This window comes from Micromonospora sp. WMMD956, assembly GCF_029626125.1.
Classification (GTDB): domain Bacteria; phylum Actinomycetota; class Actinomycetes; order Mycobacteriales; family Micromonosporaceae; genus Micromonospora; species Micromonospora carbonacea.
The window spans coordinates 6,206,596-6,223,049 of sequence record NZ_JARUBI010000005.1 but is presented as its reverse complement, the minus strand read 5'-3'; the positions used below and the strand labels follow the sequence as shown (position 1 = coordinate 6,223,049).

Here is a 16,454-nt window from a genome sequence, read left to right as displayed (position 1 = left end):
TCAGCGGGTACGGCGGGCCTGCGGCCGGCTCACCGGCGCGGGCCGGGGCGCCGGGGGCGCAGCGCGGCGCGGCACCCGGGGCGCGGGCTCAGGTGCGGCGACGGGGCGCGGGCAGGCTGCCGCGCGCCAGCAGGCGGCGACGGTGTACGTCGATGTGCGAGACGCCGTGCGTCATCGGGTCCTCCTCGGGTGTCCACGCCCTGGGGTCGCTCCGACGGCCGAAGTATCCTGGCTTCCGGATCGACGCTCTCCCCCGGCCTTCCAACCGCAGACGCACGGCCGTGACTCACGAGGGGGGATCGCTCCCCGGTGACAGTGGCGGGACCGCGCCGGAATCGCACCGGCTTCCTTCACTGCCGTCAGGCCGCGAATGCTGCCACACCCGACCGCCGCCGGTCAACGCCGGGCTCCCGGCCACCCCACCCCCCCAACTACATCGATGCCTGACAATTGCATCGGGAATCGGATGCGGCGAAAGCAAATGTCGTACGCCGATGGATGCGGTTCGTTCCGCGCGCATTTCCCCGCCGCCTGCCCGCGGGCTGGCTAGGCTGATTCCGATCATCGCCCGCCGGCGCGGGACGGGACTTGCCCGAAGGGAATCCGATCAGTGGCGACGCAGGTCATCGTGCTCAACGGCGGCTCCAGCTCGGGCAAGTCCGCGATCGTCCGGTGCCTCCAGCGCATCCTGCCGCACCCGTGGATCAGTTTCGGCGTGGACGACCTGATCGCCCGGCTGCCGCCGGCCCTGCTGGGCAGCCCCGCCGGGCTGAGCTTCGGCCCGCACGGCGAGGTCGACGTCGGCGGGGACTTCCTCGCCGTGCAGCACGCCTGGCTGGTCGGCATCGCCGCGATGGCGGACGCCGGGGCGCGGATCATCCTGGACGAGGTCTTCCTCGGTGGCGGCGCCTCCCAGGAGCGGCTCGGCGGCTACCTGGCCGACGTCGAGGTGCTGTGGGCCGGCGTGCGGTGTCCCCCGGCGGTCGCGGCGGCGCGGGAGATCGCCCGGGGCGACCGGGTGATCGGGATGGCGGCGACGCAGGCCGAGACCGTGCACGAGGGGGTCCGCTACGACGTCGAGGTCGACACCGCCCGCACCGAGTCGCTCGACTGTGCCCGCGCCATCGCCGCGCACGTGCGCTGAGCGACTCGGTGCGGCGGGCCGGCGGCGCCCGGGGTCAGCGCGCCCGGCGCTCCGGGTGCGCCCGGTTCCAGGCCCGCATCCGCTCCGGGTACCCGGTCCGCGCGGCCTCGTACAACGGAACGGCGTGCCGCTGGGCGATCTTCGCGGCGGCCCGCGGCGACCCGGTCCGCCGCCGGATCCACTCCCCGTCGTGGGCTATCGCCATCACGGTGGTGTCGGTCGCGGTGGTCTCCGGCTCCAGGTAGAACTCCACGCCCCGGCGGCTGCGGACGAACGCCTCCAGGGCGGCCAGGTCGTCCGGCGTCGCCTCGCGGTCGAGCTTCGTCGGGATCCCGTCGGCGACAGGTCGGCGGCGGCTGAACCAGCCCATGCCCGGCTCCTCTCCTCGGCGTGCCCTCCAGTGGAGCATCCCCGCCTGGCAGCCTGCTGGACGCGGGATGTGAGGAAGCTGACCCGGCTCGCCTCCCCGTACACTCGCCCGGTGGCGGCGTGGCGGGCGGTGGCGGCCCGGGACAACGCCGACTGGTGCGACGTGGTCGGCCGGGCCCACGGCCTCGCGGGGGCGCGCGACGCGGACGCCTGGTCGGTGCCCCGCCGTTCCCCGCAGTGGTATCCGGACGCGGTGACCCTGCGCCCCGGCGTGGACGCCGCCCGGCTGCTGGCCCGGATCGACGCCGGCCCCGGCGCGTCGGTGAAGGACAGCTTCGCCGACCTGGACCTCGCCCCGCACGGCTTCCGGGTGCTCTTCGCAGCCGAGTGGATCCACCGCCCGCCCGCCACACCGCCCAGCGCGCCGCTCGTGGTGCCGCTCGTCGTGCCGCCCGGGGCCGGCCCGACGGCACTGAGCCCGGTCACGTCGGCGCGAGGGCTGGCCGACTGGTCCGCCGCGCACGGCAGCGAGGTCCTGCGCCGGCCGGCGCTGCTGGCCGACCCGCGGGTCACGATCCTCGCCCGGCACGCGGCCGACGGCGCGGTCACCGCAGGCGCCGTGCTGACCGACGGAGGCCCGGCGGTCGGGGTCTCCAACGTCTTCGCCGCCGACGGCGATCTCGCCCGGGTGTGGCGGGGCGTCGTGGCCGCCTGCCCGGACCGGCCGCTGGTCGGCTACGAGTCCGGGGGCGGCCTGCCGCCGGCCGAGGAGGCGGGTTTCCGGCGGATCGGGCCGCTGCGCGTCTGGCTGCGCCCGGACCCCCACCCCGACCCGGACCGCCAACGCACCCCGAAGCCCACCACCCCCTGACCACTCTGCGCAACCGCCGCACGGGGCGTTCGCGCCCGTGCGCCCGCCTGACCGTCGGTCACCACCAGTTCGCCCCTCCCACTCACACTCGGCCCTTTGCTCTGCACCCACCGACGCAGCATCTCGGTCGAGCTGGTCGAATAGCCAGTCGCGAATGAATGACCACGCACCGACGCGGTCACGCTGCGCAAGCACTGCGTATGTGGGTGCAGAGCAAAGCGCCCCGACGGGTGGGTGCCTTCCGGCCCCGACGACGGCCGCCTAAGTCACCTTGCGTAATGAGGGGCGGCTGAGGAGCGAGCTGCTCCGACGGCTGAGCCCGTGACCGGCGGCGGGCGGTGGCCGGGACGTCGTCCCGGCGGTCGGGGCTAGGCCGGGCGGTCGGGGCTAGGCCGGGCGGCTGCGCGTGCCGGCCGGCGGCCGGAGCACCGGGACCAGGGCGAGGGCGGGCACCAGGAGCAGCGGCACCAACAGCAGCGCCCGCAGCGTGCCCACCTGGTCGCCGAGCAGGCCGAGCAGCGGCGGGCCGCCGAGGAAGGCCGTGTAGCCGATCACGCCGACGACGCTGACCCGGGCCGGCGCCCGGTCCTCCTCGTCGGCGGCGGCGCTGAGCCCCACCGGGAAACCGAGCGACGCGCCCAGCCCCCACAGCGCCACGCCGAGGATCGCCACCGGCCCGTCGCCGGCCAGCACCGCGAGGCCGGCGCCCGCCGCGGCGAGCAGGATGGTGCCCAACAGCACGGGCACCCGGCCCCAGCGGTCGATCGCCACCGTTCCGGCGGTGCGCCCGATGGTCATGCCGACCACGAACACCCCGAACACGGCGGCGCCGGCCGCCTCGCTGAGCCCGTACCCGTCGACGAACGCCACGGCCAGCCAGTCGTTGGCGCTGCCCTCGGTGAACGCCATCACCAGCACCAGCAGGCCGATGAGCAGCGTGCGCGGCTCCCGCCAGGCGGCGAGCAGCGACGCGCGCCGGGCCGCGGCGGCGGCCCGCTCCCCGCCGGCCGACGCGGTGCCGGCGGCGAGGAACGTCCGGACCCCGAGCAGCGTGCCGACCATCACCAGCGCCGCGAGGACGCTCAGGTGCGCGGCGATCGGCACCCCGACCCGCGCGGCTCCAGCCCCGATCCCCGCCCCGGCCACCGAGCCGAGGCTCCAGGCCGCGTGGAACCGGGGCAGGATGGTACGCCCCAGCCGCCGCTCGACCGTCGTACCCTCGATGTTCATCGCCACGTCGCAGGTGCCGGCGCCGTAGCCGAAGGCGAACAGGCCGACGGCCGCCCCGGGCAGGAAGCCGGCGACCCCGGCGGACGTGCCGGCGACGGCCAACCCGCCCGAGACCAGCGCGGTGCCGAGCAGCACCGCGCGGGCCGTGCCGAGGCGCTGGGCCACCAGCCCGGCCGTCGGCATGGCCAGCAGCGACCCCACCGACATCGACAGCAGCAGCAGGCCGAGCCCTCCGGCGCTGAGGTCCAGCGCCTCCCGGGCGGCCGGCACCCGGGCGAACCAGGTGGCGATCGCGAGCCCGTTCAGGGCGAACACGGCCGCCACGCCGTTGCGGGCGGGCAGGACCGGGCGTTGCGCGCCGACCCGACCGCCATCCGGCTCGGCAGGCGGTGCGTCGGTGCTGCTCACGACGAGTTCCTCTCGGCTCTGCGGGCGTCGACCGCCCATTGGACACCCTGGCGCGACAGCACCGATCTTGGCCCCGCCCCTTACCGTAATCCGGACCGGCCCGCTCCTGGCAGACGCCGGGGCCGGCGTCACACGGCCGGCAGGCCGAGCGCCTCGTCGACCCGGCCGAGCACGGCGGCGTCGTCGTCCACGCCGACCCCGCGCAGCAGGTCGATCGCGGTGGCCCGCACCTGCCCCACGATCATCGCCAGCGGCAGGGGCTGGCCGGCGGCGAAGAGCCGCCCGGCGACCCGGACGGCGTCCAACGCGGCGGCCTCGGCGCGGCCGGCGTGCGCGTCGGCGACGGCGTCGCGGCCGTCGAGGTCGGCCGCGAACGCCTCCCCGGCCGCCTGCACGGCGTCGGCCAGGCAGCGGACCGCCCCGCCGAGATCGGCCGGGACGGGGGTGGCCAGCCGGGTGAGGGTCACCCCGGCCCGGGCCAGCACCCGCACGTTGCGCACGGCGTAGTCGATCTGCCCGATGGACGCGTCGACGGTGCGCAGCCGGCCCAGGTGCCGACGGCGGCGTACGTGCAGGGTCAGCGCCTCCCCGGCGGCGAGCACCGCGTCGCGCAGCCGCTCCACGGCCGCGTCCATGCCCCGCGCCCGGTCCAGGGCGGCCAGGGCGGCCTGCTCGTCGCGGCCGTCGAGGGCGTCGGCGACCTCGCGCAGCAGCCCGGCGAGGCCCTCGAAGGTCTGCCGGAACTCGACGACCAGCGGGGCGAGCGGGCGGCGGGCGTCGACGAGCTGGCTGGCCACGAGGGCCACCGCCCCGCCGATCAGGGCGTCGACGAACCGGAACGGGATCAGCGACTCGGTCGGCGGGGCGACCACCACCAGGTAGAGGGCGGAGACGGCGGCCTGCACCACGGAGACGCCGGTCGCGCCGACCGCCACGGCGAGCACGATGGTGAGCAGAATCACCGTGAAGACCGTCCAGCTGCTGTGCGGGCCGAGGGCCTGCACCACGACGTCGGCGACGAGCACCCCGGCGGCGACGCCGAGCACCACCTCCACCGCCCGGCGCATCCGCTGGCCCCGGGCCTGCCCGAGGACGATGAGCGCGGCGGCCGGGGCGAAGAACGGCTGCGGGTGCCCGACCAGCCGGGTGGCCAGCACCCAGGCCACCGTGGCCGCGACCGTCCCCTCCACCACCGGCAGCCAGCCCTGCCGGACCCGGCCTGCGGCCTCCCGGAACCAGCTCCACCGCACCATGGCCGCCTCCCCTGCCCGTCGCACCACCGCCCATGGTGCTCCGGCCCTGCCGCGCCCCGGAACCCGGGCCGGCACCTCACGCGATCTTGCACATCGGGCCCCGACGAATGGTGCGAAAGCCCCACCGGAGGGGCCGCAAGTGCAAGATCGCGTGGGGGTGGGGTCGGTGGGGTCAGGCCACGTGGGTGAGGTGGGCCGTGATCGCGGCGGCAAGGATCTCCGGGCCGGGGCGGGCCCAGAGGTCGGCGTCGAAGACCTCCACCTCGATCGCCCCCCGGTAGCCGGCCGCGTCGACGGCGGCACGGAACCGGCGCAGGTCGACGCAGCCCTCGCCGGGCAGCGCCCGGCCCAGCAGCACGCCCGCCGGCAGCGGGGTGACCCAGTCCGCGACCTGGAACGCGGCGATCCGGTCGCCCGCGCGGGCGATCTGCCGGAACACCGTGTCGTCCCACCACAGGTGGTACGTGTCGACCACCACCCCGACCGCGCCCGGGTCGAACCGCTCGGCGATGTCGAGGGCCTGGCCGAGGGTGGAGATCACGCACCGGTCGGCGCAGAACATCGGGTGCAGCGGCTCGATGGCCAGCCGCACCCCGGCCGCCCCGGCGTGCGGCACGAGCTCGCCGATCGCCTCGGCGACCCGTTCGCGGGCGGCGTCGACGTCGCGGCTGCCGGCCGGCAGGCCCCCGGAGACCAGCACCAGCTCGCGGGTGCCGAGGGCGGCCGCCTCCTCGATCGCCCGCAGGTTCTCGTCGCGCCAGCCGTCGGCGGTGAAGAACCCGCCCCGGCACAGCGAGGTGACGGCCAGCCCCGCCTCGCGGACCAGCCGCGCGGCCCGCTCGACGCCGTATTCCCGCACCGGCTCCCGCCAGAGCCCGACGCCCGGCACACCGGCCGCCACGCAGCCGGCGACCAGCTCCTCCAGGCCCCAGCCGGTGGCGGTGGCCTGGTTGAACGAGAACCGGGCCAGCCGGCCGCCGAGGCGGTCGCCCGCCGGGCCGCCGGCGGCGGTCGCTGCCGGCCCGCCCGGCGTGGCCAGCTCCGGGCCGTCCACGGCGGTCACTGGGCCACCCCGGCGACCGTGAAGTAGGCCCGGGCCCGCGCGGCAGCCAGCTCGGCGTCGGGCAGCAGCCCGGCCGCGTCGGCCAGGACGAGCAGCCGGGCCAGGTGGGCCGGCGACCGGCCCGCCTGCTGGCCGCCGACCATGGTGAAGTGGTCCTGGTGGCCGGTCAGCCAGGCCAGGAACACGATGCCGGTCTTGTAGTGCCAGGTCGGGGCCGCGAACAGGTGCCGGGCCAGCGGCACGGTGGGGGCGAAGACCTCGTCGTACGTCGCGAGGTCGCCGGCGTCGAGGGCGGCCAGCGCGGCGGCGGCGGCCGGCGCGATGGCGGCGAACACCCCGAGCAGCGCGTCGGAGTGGCCCACCGCGTCGCCCCGGATCAGCTCCGGATAGTGGAAGTCGTCGCCGGTGTAGAGGCGCACCCCGGCGGGCAGCCGGCGGCGCAGGGCGACCTCCCGGTCGGCGTCGAGCAGCGACACCTTGATCCCGTCGACCTTCTCGGCGTGATCCTTGATCAGGTCCAGCACAGCGTCGGCGGCGAGGTCCAGGTCGGCCGAGCCCCAGTAGCCGGCCAGCGCCGGGTCGAACATGTCGCCGAGCCAGTGCAGCACGACCGGCTGGTCGGAGGCGGTCAGCAGGTGGGCGTACACCTGCTGGTAGTCCTCGGGGCCGCGGGCGGCGGCGGCGAGGTGCCGGCTGCACATCAGCACCGGCCGGGCCCCCGCGGAGAGCACCTCGGCGAGCTGCTCGGCGTAGGCGTCGCGGATCTGCGCGATGCTGGCCGGGCCGACGGGGAGCTGGTCGGTGGCGACCCCGGCGACGATCCGGCCGCCGGCCGCGCGGGCCTCGGCCGCGCTGCGCCGGATCAGCTCGCGGGTCGCCGGGTAGTCCAGGCCCATGCCGCGCTGCGCGGTGTCCATGGCCTCGGCGACCCCGAGCCCGTACGACCACAGGTGCCGCCGGAAGGCGAGGGTGCGGTCCCAGTCGACGGCGGCCGGCGCGCCGGGGACGTTCTCGGCGCGCGGGTCGGCCACCACGTGCGCGGCGGCGTACGCGATCCGGGTGGTCGCCGGGGCGGCCGGGCGGGGGAAGCCGCCGCTGCCGGTGAGCCGGTGCCGGGTGCCGTCGGGCAGGACGACCCCGCCGCTCATCGGTCCAGCTCCGGGATCTCGATGCGGCGGTGCTCGCGGGCGGAGCGCAGGCCCAGCTCGGCGAGCTGCACGCCGCGCGCGCCGGCCATGAAGTCCCACGGGAACGGCTCGCCGGCCACCACGTGCCGCAGGAACGCCTCCCACTGCACCTTGAAGCCGTTGTCGAACTCGTCGTTGTCCGGCACCTCGCTCCACTGTGACCGGAAGCTCTCGCCGGAGGGCAGGTCCGGGTTCCACACCGGCTTCGGGGTGACCGAGCGGTGCTGCACGCGGCAGTTGCGCAGCCCGGCGACGGCGCTGCCCTCGGTGCCGTCGACCTGGAACTCGACCAGCTCGTCGCGGTGCACCCGGACGGCCCACGAGGAGTTGAGCTGGGCGATGATCCCGCCTTCGAGCTCGAAGATGCCGTACGCGGCGTCGTCGGCGGTGGCCGGGTAGGCGCGCCCGGCCTCGTCGACGCGGCGCGGGATGTGGGTGGCGTTGACGCAGGTGACCGCGCGCACCGGGGCGAACAGCTCCGCCAGCACGTAGTGCCAGTGCGGGAACATGTCCATCACGATGCCGCCGCCGTCGGAGGCGCGGTAGTTCCAGGACGGGCGCTGCGCGGGCTGCCAGTCGCCCTCGAACACCCAGTAGCCGAACTCGCCGCGCACGGACAGGATGCGGCCGAAGAAGCCGCCGTCGACGAGGCGCTTGAGCTTGCGCAGGCCGGGCAGGAACAGCTTGTCCTGCACCACGCCGGTGCGGATGCCGGCGGCGTCGGCGGCGCGGGCCAGCTCGACGGCGGCGGCGCTGTCCTCGGCGAGGGGCTTCTCGGTGTAGATGTGCTTGCCGGCGTCGATGGCCTGGCGGACGGCCTTCTCCCGCTGCTGGGTGAGCTGGGCGTCGAAGTAGACGTCGACGTCGTCGCGGGCGAGGGCGGCGGTGAGGTCGGTCGTCCAGTCGGTGAGCCCGTGCCGCTCGGCGATGTCGCGCAGCCGGCTCTCGTTGCGCCCCACCAGGATCAGCTCGGGCCAGATGCGGGTGCCGTCGGCCAGCGGCACCCCGCCCTGCTCCCGGATGGCCAACAGCGAACGGACGAGGTGCTGGCGGTAGCCCATCCGGCCGGTGACGCCATTGATGATGATCCCTATCGGCCTACGGCTCATGATTCTCTTCCCTCTCTTCGGGCGGCCGGCACCCGCCCGGCGGGCACACGGGGCCAATCCGCCAGGCAAGCGCTTTCCTGGGAGCGTAGGGGCCACCGCCCCGCAGGGCAAGGGCTTTCGGATGCGACTGCGGTAACCTGTCCGCGACCGCGCGGGGTCCGGCCGCGCGGGCGGACCACGAGGGGCGGCGGATGGCGACGCTGGCCGATGTGGCGCGGCGGGCGGGCGTCTCCCCCGCCACGGCGTCACGGGTGATCAACGGCAGCAGCAAACCGGTCGCCGACGAGCTGCGCGAACGCGTGCTGCGCGCCGTCGCCGACCTGCGGTACGTGCCGAACGCGCACGCCCAGTTGCTGGCCCGGCCGCAACGCAGCGTGGTCGGCGTCGTCGTCCACGACGTCTCCGACCCCTACTTCGCCGAGGTGACCCGGGGACTGCAACGGGTCGCCACCGAACGGGGCCGGCTGCTGATCATCTGCAACAGCTACCGCGACCCCGTCCGCGAGCTGGACTACGTGGAGCTGCTGCGCGGCCAGCAGGTCGCCGCGATCGTGCTGGCCGGGTCCGGCTACCACGACGCCGCGTTCACCACGACGCTCAACGAGAAGCTCGCCGCGTACGAGGCGACGGGCGGGCGGGTCGCGGTGATCGGCCGGCACGACCACTTCGGCGACGCGGTGATGCCGGCCAACACGACCGGCGGCGAGCTGATCGGCCGGGAACTGCTGCGCCTCGGGCACCGGCGGGTCGGTGTCGTCGCCGGGCCCCGGGTGCTCACCACCATCACCGACCGGCTGACCGGGCTACGACGGACCCTCGCCGAGCAGGGCGTCGAGCTGCCCGACGAACGCATCCGGTACGCCGACTTCGACCGCGACGGCGGGGCCCGGGCCACGGCCGAGCTGCTGGACGCCAGCCCCGCGCCCACCGCGATCGTGGCGTTGAACGACTCGATGGCCGTCGGCGCGCTCGCCCTGCTGCGGGAGCGCGGCGTGCGGGTGCCCGAGGACGTCTCCGTCCTCGGCTTCGACGACATGCCGATCGCCGCCGACGTCACCCCCGCGCTGACCACGGTGCGGCTCCCCCTGGTCGAGATGGGGGTGCGGGCGATGACCCTCGCCCTCGACCCGGCCAGCGGCAGCCCCCGCGTCGAGACGCTGCCGGCGGAGCTGGTGCGCCGGGGCAGCACCGGCCCGGCCCCCGCCTGACCCGGCCCCCGGATCCCCGCCCCGCCCCGCACGCCCCGGCGGTCAGGCCGTGCCGGGCGGTCAGGCCGCCCGGTCGCCCCGGGCCAGCTCCGCGAGGCGGTCGATCTGGGCGGGATCGGACAGGGCCGACCCGACCGCCACCACCTTGACACCGGCCGCCAGGAAGTCGGCCGCGTTGCCGGCGTCGATGCCGCCGGTGGCGACGAAGCGCAGCTCGGGCAGCGGCCCGGCGACGGCCTTGAACCACTGCGGCCCGAGGCTCACCGCCGGGAACGCCTTGAGCCAGGTCAGCCCGTGGTCGCGGGCGCGTTGCGCCTCGGTCGGGGTGGCCACGCCGGGCAGGTGCGGGATCCCGTAGGTCAGGGCCACGTCGGCCACCGCGAGGTCGAGCCCGGGGGCGACGGTGAACGCCGCGCCGGCCGACGCGGACTGCCGGACCTGCGCCGGGGTGAAGACGGTGCCCGCCCCGACGATCCGGTCCCGTTCCCGCCCCGCCTCCACGGCCGCGCGCAGCGCGGTCACCGCCTCGGGGGTGCGTACCGGCACCTCCACGACGTCGATGCCGAGGTCCCAGGCCCGGTTGGCGAGCCGGACCGTCTCCTGCGGCGGCAGGTCACGCAGGATCACCATGACCCGCGCCCCGGCGAAGATCGGTGTGAAGTCGTGCGCCGTCACCGGCTGCCCCTTCCGTCTCCGGGGCCGGCCGCGCCGGTCCCCACGTGTGCGCTCCCGTCATCGGCGGCGGCCGTCCCGCCACCGCCGACCGGTCCGTCGGCGGCTGCGACGACCGCTCCGTCGGCCTGCCAGACCACCGCAGCGGCGACCGGGTCCGAAGCCGATCCGCCGACCGGTTCATCAGCCGGTCCGTCGGTCAGGCCGTGGAGCAGGCCGGCCGCGACCGGGTCGAGCGCCGCCCACCGGTCGGCGGTCAGGGCCACGACCCCGTCGAGGTCCCGCCGCCGCGGCGGGGGCGCGCAGTCCCCGGGCACCGCGAGGGCCCGGACCGCGACGACATGGCCGCAGCGCAGCGCGGCCGCCTGGTCCAGCCCGCGCAGCACCGCGGAGAGGTAGCCTGCGGCGAACGCGTCGCCCGCGCCGACCGGCTCGACCACCGGCGCGCGCAGCGCCGGCACGAACACCGCCGGTCCGGTGCGTGGCAGCGCCGTCGCGCCGACGGCCCCGTCCTTCACGACGACCGTCGCGGGGCGGGGCAGCAGCCGGCGTACCGCCTGCGGGTCGGCGGCGCCCCACAGCCGCTCGGCTTCGTCGAGCCCGACGAGGACGATGTCGGCCCGGTCGGCGAGGTCGCGCAGCACGTCGGCGGCCCGGTCGGCGGACCAGAGCCGGGGCCGGTGGTTGACGTCGAAGCTGACCAGCGCGTCGCCCAGCGGCCGGTCGTCGACCGCGTGCGCCACGAGGGCACGGCAGGACTCCGACAGCACCGGCGTGATGCCGGACAGGTGCAGCAGCCGCGCGCCGGCCAGGCGCGGGTCGTCCAGCGCGCCGGGGCCGAGCCGGGACGCCGCCGAGCCGGCCCGGTAGTAGTGCACGCCGGTGGCCTCCGGCCGGGGGTCCTTGAAGTAGACGCCGGTCGGCGCGTGCGGGTCGAGCGCCACCGAGCCGACGTCGACGCCCCCGCCCGCGACCTCGCGCAGCACCATCCGCCCGAACGGGTCGTCGCCGACCCGGCTGACCCAGGCCACCCGGTGACCGAGGCCGGCCAGGCCGATCGCCAGGTTGGACTCGGCGCCGCCGACGCCGAGCCGGAGCCGGTCGGCGCGGTCCAGGGGCGCGGCGTCCGCCGGCGACATGACCACCATGGTCTCGCCGACGGCGACCACCTCGGGGCCGGGCGCGCCGGTCACGCGCGTTCCGTCGGGGTGGCGGCGAGGACGGCGGCCGTGTCGCGGTCGAGGGCCCCGTCGGCCACGACGACGCCGTGCCGGCCGTGCCGGCTGCCGCCGGCGGGCACCACGGCCGGGGTCTCGAAGGCGAACGCCACGCAGACCCCCGGGTACATCGCCGTCCGGACGAACCACCGGTCGCCGGGCCCCAGGCCCGTGAAGACCAGGGTGTACGCGCCGCCGCCCGGCCCGGTGCCGGTCAGCGCGACCCACGGCTCGGCGCTGCCGTTGACGTGTTCCTCCCCGTCGGCGGAGGCGGTGAAGGCGTGCGGCGGCTCGGCGGCGACCGCCCGCCAGAAGAACCCGCCGTACCCGGCGCCGCCGGGGCGGCCGTTGGTGGCGGGGCTGCCGAGGGGGACGTCCCGGTCGGCGGGGGCGGTCAGGGCGTAGCGCAGGTCCAGCCGCCAGGCGTCGGGGCGGCCGGGCACCGGCGCGGCGGCCAGGCGGCGGCGCTCGGTGAGCAGCACCGCGCCGGCCGGGTCGCGCCACTGGAGCCGGTGGGCCAGCGCGTCGTCGCCGCGCTCCTCCCATCCGGTGTGGACGATCCGGCCGTGGTCGTCGCGCCAGGTGTAGCCGGCGTCGCGCACGTAGGTGCGCCCGCCCCACAGGTTGGTGCCGGCGACGTCCTGCACGGCCAGGGACGCGCCGAGGTGCCAGACGTGGTCGGCGGGCAGCTCGTCGGTGACCACCGTCCCGCCCAGCGTCCGCACCGGGTGCAGGTAGGGGCGGGGGCCGTGGGTGGCGTCGAGCTCGGGGGCGAGCACGTAGCGGGCCACCTCGACGCCGCCGACGCGCAGCCGGGGGTCGTCGGGGCTGCCGGGGCCCGCGTCGTCGGTGCGGGGGCGGGGGCGTTGGTCGGTCACGAGGGCTCCACGGCGGCGGCGGGGCGGCGGGCGACCGCGTGCAGGGCGGCCAGAGCGTACCCGGCGAGGATCGGGAGCGCGACCGGGATGACCAGCGCGGTCAGGACGCCGGCCACGCAGCACACGCCGCCGGCCGCCGCCCAGCCGCCCGGGCGGGCCAGGCAGGAGCGGGCGGCGGACCGGGCCGCGGCCCGCCAGCCCCGTCCGCCGGCCCGCCCGACCTCGACGACGACGAGGCCGGCGTAGCCGGCCAGGGCCGCGGTGACGACGCCGGTGACCAGCAGGGCGGGTGCCCCGCCGGGGACCCGGCCGGTGGCCAGCGCGGCCAGGTCCGCCCCGAGCAGGGCCGCGCCGGCCAGCGCGGCGAGGGTGACCGGCACGCCGGCCGGCAGCCCCCGCACGTACCGGCGCAGCGTGGTCCGCGCGTCGGGCCAGCCGCCGTCGGTGACCCGGTCGTGCACGGCGGCGCTGGCGGCGGCGAGCGCGGCGCCGGCGGTGACCACCGGCAGCGCGCCCACCACCAGCGCGAACCCGACCAGGGCCAGGTCGGCGGCGTCGCGCAGCACGTCCCGCCAGTCCCGGCGGGCCGGCGCGTCCTGCGGCACGGCGCTCATCCCTTGAGGCCGCTGGTGTTGATGCCCTCGACGAGCATCCGCTGGAAGGCCAGGAAGAACAGGAACACCGGCAGCAGGGACAGCACCGACATGGCGAACATCGGGCCGACCGCGCTCTGGCTGGTCGAGTCGATGAACAGGGTCAGCGCCACCGGCACCGTGTAGTCCTCCAGGCTGGACAGGAAGACCAGCTGCCGGAAGAAGTCGTTCCACGTCCAGATGAACGAGAAGATCGCGGTGGTGACCAGCGCGGGGCGGCTCAGCGGCAGGATGACGTGCCGGAAGATGCCGAACGCGCTGGCCCCGTCGATCTTCGCCGCCTCGTCCAGCTCGCGCGGGATGCCCCGCATGAACTGCACCATCAGGAAGACGAAGAACGCCTCGGTCGCCAGGAACTGCGGGATCAGCAGCGGCAGGTACGGCCACTCGCCGCCGACCAGCCCGAGGCTGCGGAACAGGATGTACTGCGGCACGATCAGCACGTGCCCCGGCAGGAGCAGGGTGCCGATCATGATCGCGAACCACATCCCGCGCAGCCGGAACCGCAGGCGGGCGAAGGCGTACGCGGCGAGCAGGCAGGAGACCGCGTTGCCGACGACGGTCAGCAGGCTGACCATCGCGCTGTTGAGGAAGAACCGGCCGAAGCTGAGGTCGAAGTTGGTCCACCCGTCGACGTAGTTGCCGGGGGTGAACTCCTTCGGCAGCAGGCCGATGTTGCTGACGATCTCCTGCTGGCTCTTGACCGAGGTGCCGATCATCCAGAACAGCGGGTAGAGCACGACCACCACGATCGCGATCAGGACGAGCAGGCGGACGGCCTGCCCTCGTCCGGCGCGCGGGCGGCGCGGCCCGGTCACCGGCGGTTCCGCGGTAGCCGTCGTCACCGGTCCTCCCCGTCGGAGTAGTGCACCCAGAACCGTCCGGTGCTGAAGAAGACCGCCGTGATGACGCCGATGGCGATCAGGAAGACCCAGGCCATCGCCGAGGCGTAGCCCATCTCCAGGTCGGTGAAGCCCTTGATGTAGAGGTTCAGCGTGTACATCAGCGTGGAGTCGACCGGGCCGCCGGTGCCGTTGCTGAGCACGAAGGCCGCGGTGAAGCCCTGGAAGCCGTTGATGGTCTCCAGCACCAGGTTGAAGAAGATGACCGGGGAGAGCATCGGCAGGGTGACGGCGCGGAACTGCCGCCACCTGCCGGCCCCGTCCACGGACGCGGCCTCGTACAGCTCGGTCGGCACCTGCTTGAGCCCGGCCAGGAAGATCACCATGGGGGCACCGAACTGCCAGATGGCGAGCACCATCAGCGTCTCCAGCGCCCAGTCCGGGTCGTTGACCCAGGGCTTGCCCTCGATGCCGAACAGGGCCAGCATCGAGTTGAACGCGCCGTCGCGGTTGAACATGTTCACCCAGACGATGGCCAGCGCGACGCTGCCGCCCAGCAGCGACGGCAGGTAGAACAGGCTGCGGAACAGCCCGACCCCGCGCCAGGCCCGGTTGAGCAGCAACGCCACGCCGAGCGCGGCGGCGAGCTTCAGCGGCACCGCGACCAGGGCGAAGGTCAGGGTCACCCGCACCGCGTGCCAGTACGAGGGGTCGCTGGTGAACATCCGCTCGTAGTTGGCGAGGCCCACCCACTCGACCTCGGAGAACGGGGTGAGGATGTCGTAGTTGGTGAAGCTGAGGTAGAGGGACAAGAGCATGGGAATCGCCGTGATGGCCATCAGTCCGACGAGCCAGGGCGAGAGGAAGACGTACCCCGCGAGACCTTCGCTTTGCCGGATCCGCCCGGCCGCGCCGTGGCGGGCGCGGGCGGATCCGGTGCCGCGTCGGGTCGGGTCGGGCACCGTGGTCAGGGCCACGAGCCGGCTCCTTTCCGAGCGTGTGCGGCGGTTCAGGCGATGGCGGACTTGCAGGCGTCCATGAACAGGGCCGCCGCGGCGGCCGGGGCGAGCCGGCCGTACTGCGCCTCCTCGGCCGCCTTGATGAGCTCGGCGCGGACCTTGCTGTGGCCCTTGATCGGCACCTGCGGCGACTGGCCGAACTTCTGGGCCAGCTCGGTCTCGACCGCGATGGACTGCTTCATCGCGGGGTCGGTGGTGTCGTCGCTGACGACGCGGCGCAGGTCCAGGTTGGACGGCAGCCCCCGGTCGGTGCCGAGGATCTTGACGGCCTCCGGGTCGTTGGCGAGGAAGTTGAGCACGTCGACGGCGACGTCCTTGTGCTTGCTGCCCTTGAACACCGACCAGTACATCGCGGCGCGGGCCCACTGGGCGCTCGGGTCACCCGGGTAGGCGACCACGCCCAGCTCGTCCTTGGTGTTCTTCTTCAGCTCCGGCATCTGGTTGACCCAGACCCAGGAGGTGCCGGCCTTGCCGGTGACCACGAGCTGCTTGGTGATGTCGGTGGCGTTGCCCTCGTGGATCACGTCCGGGGTCGGGGTCGCGCCCCGGTCGCGGGCGCCCTTCCACAGCTCGAACCACCTCGTGACGTCCTCGACGGTGAAGCCGAGCTCCGTGCCCTTGTACATGTCCTTGCCCTGCTGGCGCAGCCACACCCAGAACGCCTTGTAGTCGGCGCTGGGGTCCATGGTGCCGGGGACCTTGGCCTTCTTCGCCACCTGCTCGGCCCAGGCGATGTGCTCCTCCCAGGTCATGCCGGTCGTCGGCTCCGGGAGGCCGTTCTTGGTGAGCAGGGTCTTGTTGTAGACGAGGCCCTGGGTGTTCTCGCCGGCGGCCAGGCCGGCGAGCTTGCCGTCGACCACGCCGTACTGCCACAGGCTCTTGGGGAACTTCGACACGTCGAGCTTGCCGGAGTCGGAGTAGCTGGTCAGGTCGAGGGTGGTGTTGCGGGCCGCGTACTCGGCGAGGTAGTTGTCGTCGATCTGGAAGATGTCCGGCGGGTTGCCGCCGGCGGTGAGGGTGGCCAGCTTGTCGAAGTAGCCCTGGTTGGCCTGCCAGGTCTTCTCGAACGTGACGTTCGGGTTCTTCTTGGTGTAGAGGGCGAGGGCGTCCTCGGTCAGCTTGGCCCGGGCTTCGCCGCCCCACCAGAAGATGGAGAGCTTGATCTTGCCGTCGTCGCCGGCGGAGTCGTCGCCGCAGGCGGCGGCGCCGAGGACCAGCGGCGCGGCCACGGCGAGGGCGACAAGCCCGCGCAGCAGCCTACGGCGGGGGGTACGGTGGGAACGCCCGGCGGGTGCGCCGGCGGTGGGGGGTGTGGCGGGGTGCATGTGCGC

At 75.2% G+C, this 16,454-nt stretch carries 16 protein-coding genes and 1 riboswitch; of the genes, 3 read left to right on the top strand and 13 right to left on the bottom strand.

Going from position 1 to position 16,454, the window contains the following annotated elements; all coding sequences use genetic code 11:
* Positions 1-221 precede the first annotated feature (221 nt).
* Positions 222-351, bottom strand: a riboswitch (cobalamin riboswitch).
* Positions 352-610: 259 nt separating this feature from the next.
* The gene (cpt, locus tag O7628_RS27165; RefSeq protein WP_278134880.1) at positions 611-1,144 is read left to right on the top strand and encodes a chloramphenicol phosphotransferase CPT; all 534 of its coding nucleotides are present in this window, start codon (positions 611-613) and stop codon (positions 1,142-1,144) included.
* A 34-nt stretch (positions 1,145-1,178) separates the two neighbouring features.
* Here the strand turns inward: cpt and O7628_RS27160 are convergent, their stop codons facing one another.
* Entirely contained in the window at positions 1,179-1,514 is a 336-nt protein-coding gene (locus tag O7628_RS27160; protein ID WP_278134877.1) for a hypothetical protein, read from the bottom strand.
* A 111-nt stretch (positions 1,515-1,625) separates the two neighbouring features.
* Here O7628_RS27160 and O7628_RS27155 point away from each other — a divergent pair, with 111 nt between their 5' ends.
* A complete protein-coding gene (locus O7628_RS27155; protein ID WP_278134875.1) occupies positions 1,626-2,384 on the top strand; it encodes a hypothetical protein in 759 nt (252 codons plus the stop codon).
* Positions 2,385-2,771: 387 nt separating this feature from the next.
* Here the strand turns inward: O7628_RS27155 and O7628_RS27150 are convergent, their stop codons facing one another.
* The 5 genes from O7628_RS27150 to O7628_RS27130 all read right to left on the bottom strand — a co-directional run bounded on the left by O7628_RS27150 (position 2,772) and on the right by O7628_RS27130 (position 8,634).
* Positions 2,772-4,022 carry an MFS transporter gene (locus O7628_RS27150; RefSeq protein WP_278134874.1) on the bottom strand — a complete coding sequence of 417 codons (1,251 nt, stop codon included), beginning with the start codon at positions 4,020-4,022 and terminating at the stop codon, positions 2,772-2,774.
* Between the two features lie 128 nt (positions 4,023-4,150).
* Positions 4,151-5,299 (bottom strand): FUSC family protein, encoded by a 1,149-nt coding sequence (locus O7628_RS27145; protein ID WP_278134871.1) that lies wholly within the window; start codon positions 5,297-5,299, stop codon positions 4,151-4,153.
* A gap of 148 nt (positions 5,300-5,447) precedes the next feature.
* Entirely contained in the window at positions 5,448-6,245 is a 798-nt protein-coding gene (locus O7628_RS27140; RefSeq protein ID WP_278136418.1) for a sugar phosphate isomerase/epimerase family protein, read from the bottom strand.
* 89 nt (positions 6,246-6,334) lie between these two features.
* A complete protein-coding gene (locus O7628_RS27135) occupies positions 6,335-7,486 on the bottom strand; it encodes a dihydrodipicolinate synthase family protein (protein ID WP_278134870.1) in 1,152 nt (383 codons plus the stop codon).
* The gene (locus O7628_RS27130; protein WP_278134868.1) at positions 7,483-8,634 is read right to left on the bottom strand and encodes a Gfo/Idh/MocA family oxidoreductase; all 1,152 of its coding nucleotides are present in this window, start codon (positions 8,632-8,634) and stop codon (positions 7,483-7,485) included. The genes O7628_RS27135 and O7628_RS27130 overlap by 4 nt, the downstream gene beginning before the upstream one ends.
* 191 nt (positions 8,635-8,825) lie before the next feature.
* Here O7628_RS27130 and O7628_RS27125 point away from each other — a divergent pair, with 191 nt between their 5' ends.
* Positions 8,826-9,842 carry a LacI family DNA-binding transcriptional regulator gene (locus O7628_RS27125; protein WP_278134867.1) on the top strand — a complete coding sequence of 339 codons (1,017 nt, stop codon included), beginning with the start codon at positions 8,826-8,828 and terminating at the stop codon, positions 9,840-9,842.
* A 60-nt stretch (positions 9,843-9,902) separates the two neighbouring features.
* Here the strand turns inward: O7628_RS27125 and O7628_RS27120 are convergent, their stop codons facing one another.
* From O7628_RS27120 to O7628_RS27090, 7 genes are all read right to left on the bottom strand, one after another.
* A complete protein-coding gene (locus O7628_RS27120) occupies positions 9,903-10,517 on the bottom strand; it encodes a bifunctional 4-hydroxy-2-oxoglutarate aldolase/2-dehydro-3-deoxy-phosphogluconate aldolase (RefSeq protein WP_278134866.1) in 615 nt (204 codons plus the stop codon).
* Positions 10,514-11,707, bottom strand: a complete 1,194-nt coding sequence (locus O7628_RS27115) for a sugar kinase (RefSeq protein WP_278134863.1) — start codon at positions 11,705-11,707, stop codon at positions 10,514-10,516. The genes O7628_RS27120 and O7628_RS27115 overlap by 4 nt, the downstream gene beginning before the upstream one ends.
* Positions 11,704-12,609, bottom strand: a complete 906-nt coding sequence (locus O7628_RS27110) for a PmoA family protein (RefSeq protein WP_278134861.1) — start codon at positions 12,607-12,609, stop codon at positions 11,704-11,706. The genes O7628_RS27115 and O7628_RS27110 overlap by 4 nt, the downstream gene beginning before the upstream one ends.
* Positions 12,606-13,223, bottom strand: coding sequence for a hypothetical protein (locus tag O7628_RS27105; protein ID WP_278134859.1), 618 nt, complete (start codon positions 13,221-13,223; stop codon positions 12,606-12,608). The genes O7628_RS27110 and O7628_RS27105 overlap by 4 nt, the downstream gene beginning before the upstream one ends.
* A complete protein-coding gene (locus O7628_RS27100) occupies positions 13,220-13,981 on the bottom strand; it encodes a carbohydrate ABC transporter permease (protein WP_246384678.1) in 762 nt (253 codons plus the stop codon). Before O7628_RS27100 ends, O7628_RS27105 begins: the two co-directional genes overlap by 4 nt.
* Before the next feature lie 122 nt (positions 13,982-14,103).
* Entirely contained in the window at positions 14,104-15,081 is a 978-nt protein-coding gene (locus O7628_RS27095) for a sugar ABC transporter permease (RefSeq protein ID WP_278134857.1), read from the bottom strand.
* Positions 15,082-15,113: 32 nt separating this feature from the next.
* Complete coding sequence (locus O7628_RS27090) at positions 15,114-16,448, bottom strand: extracellular solute-binding protein (RefSeq protein ID WP_278134855.1); 1,335 nt, start codon at positions 16,446-16,448, stop codon at positions 15,114-15,116.
* Positions 16,449-16,454 lie beyond the last annotated feature (6 nt).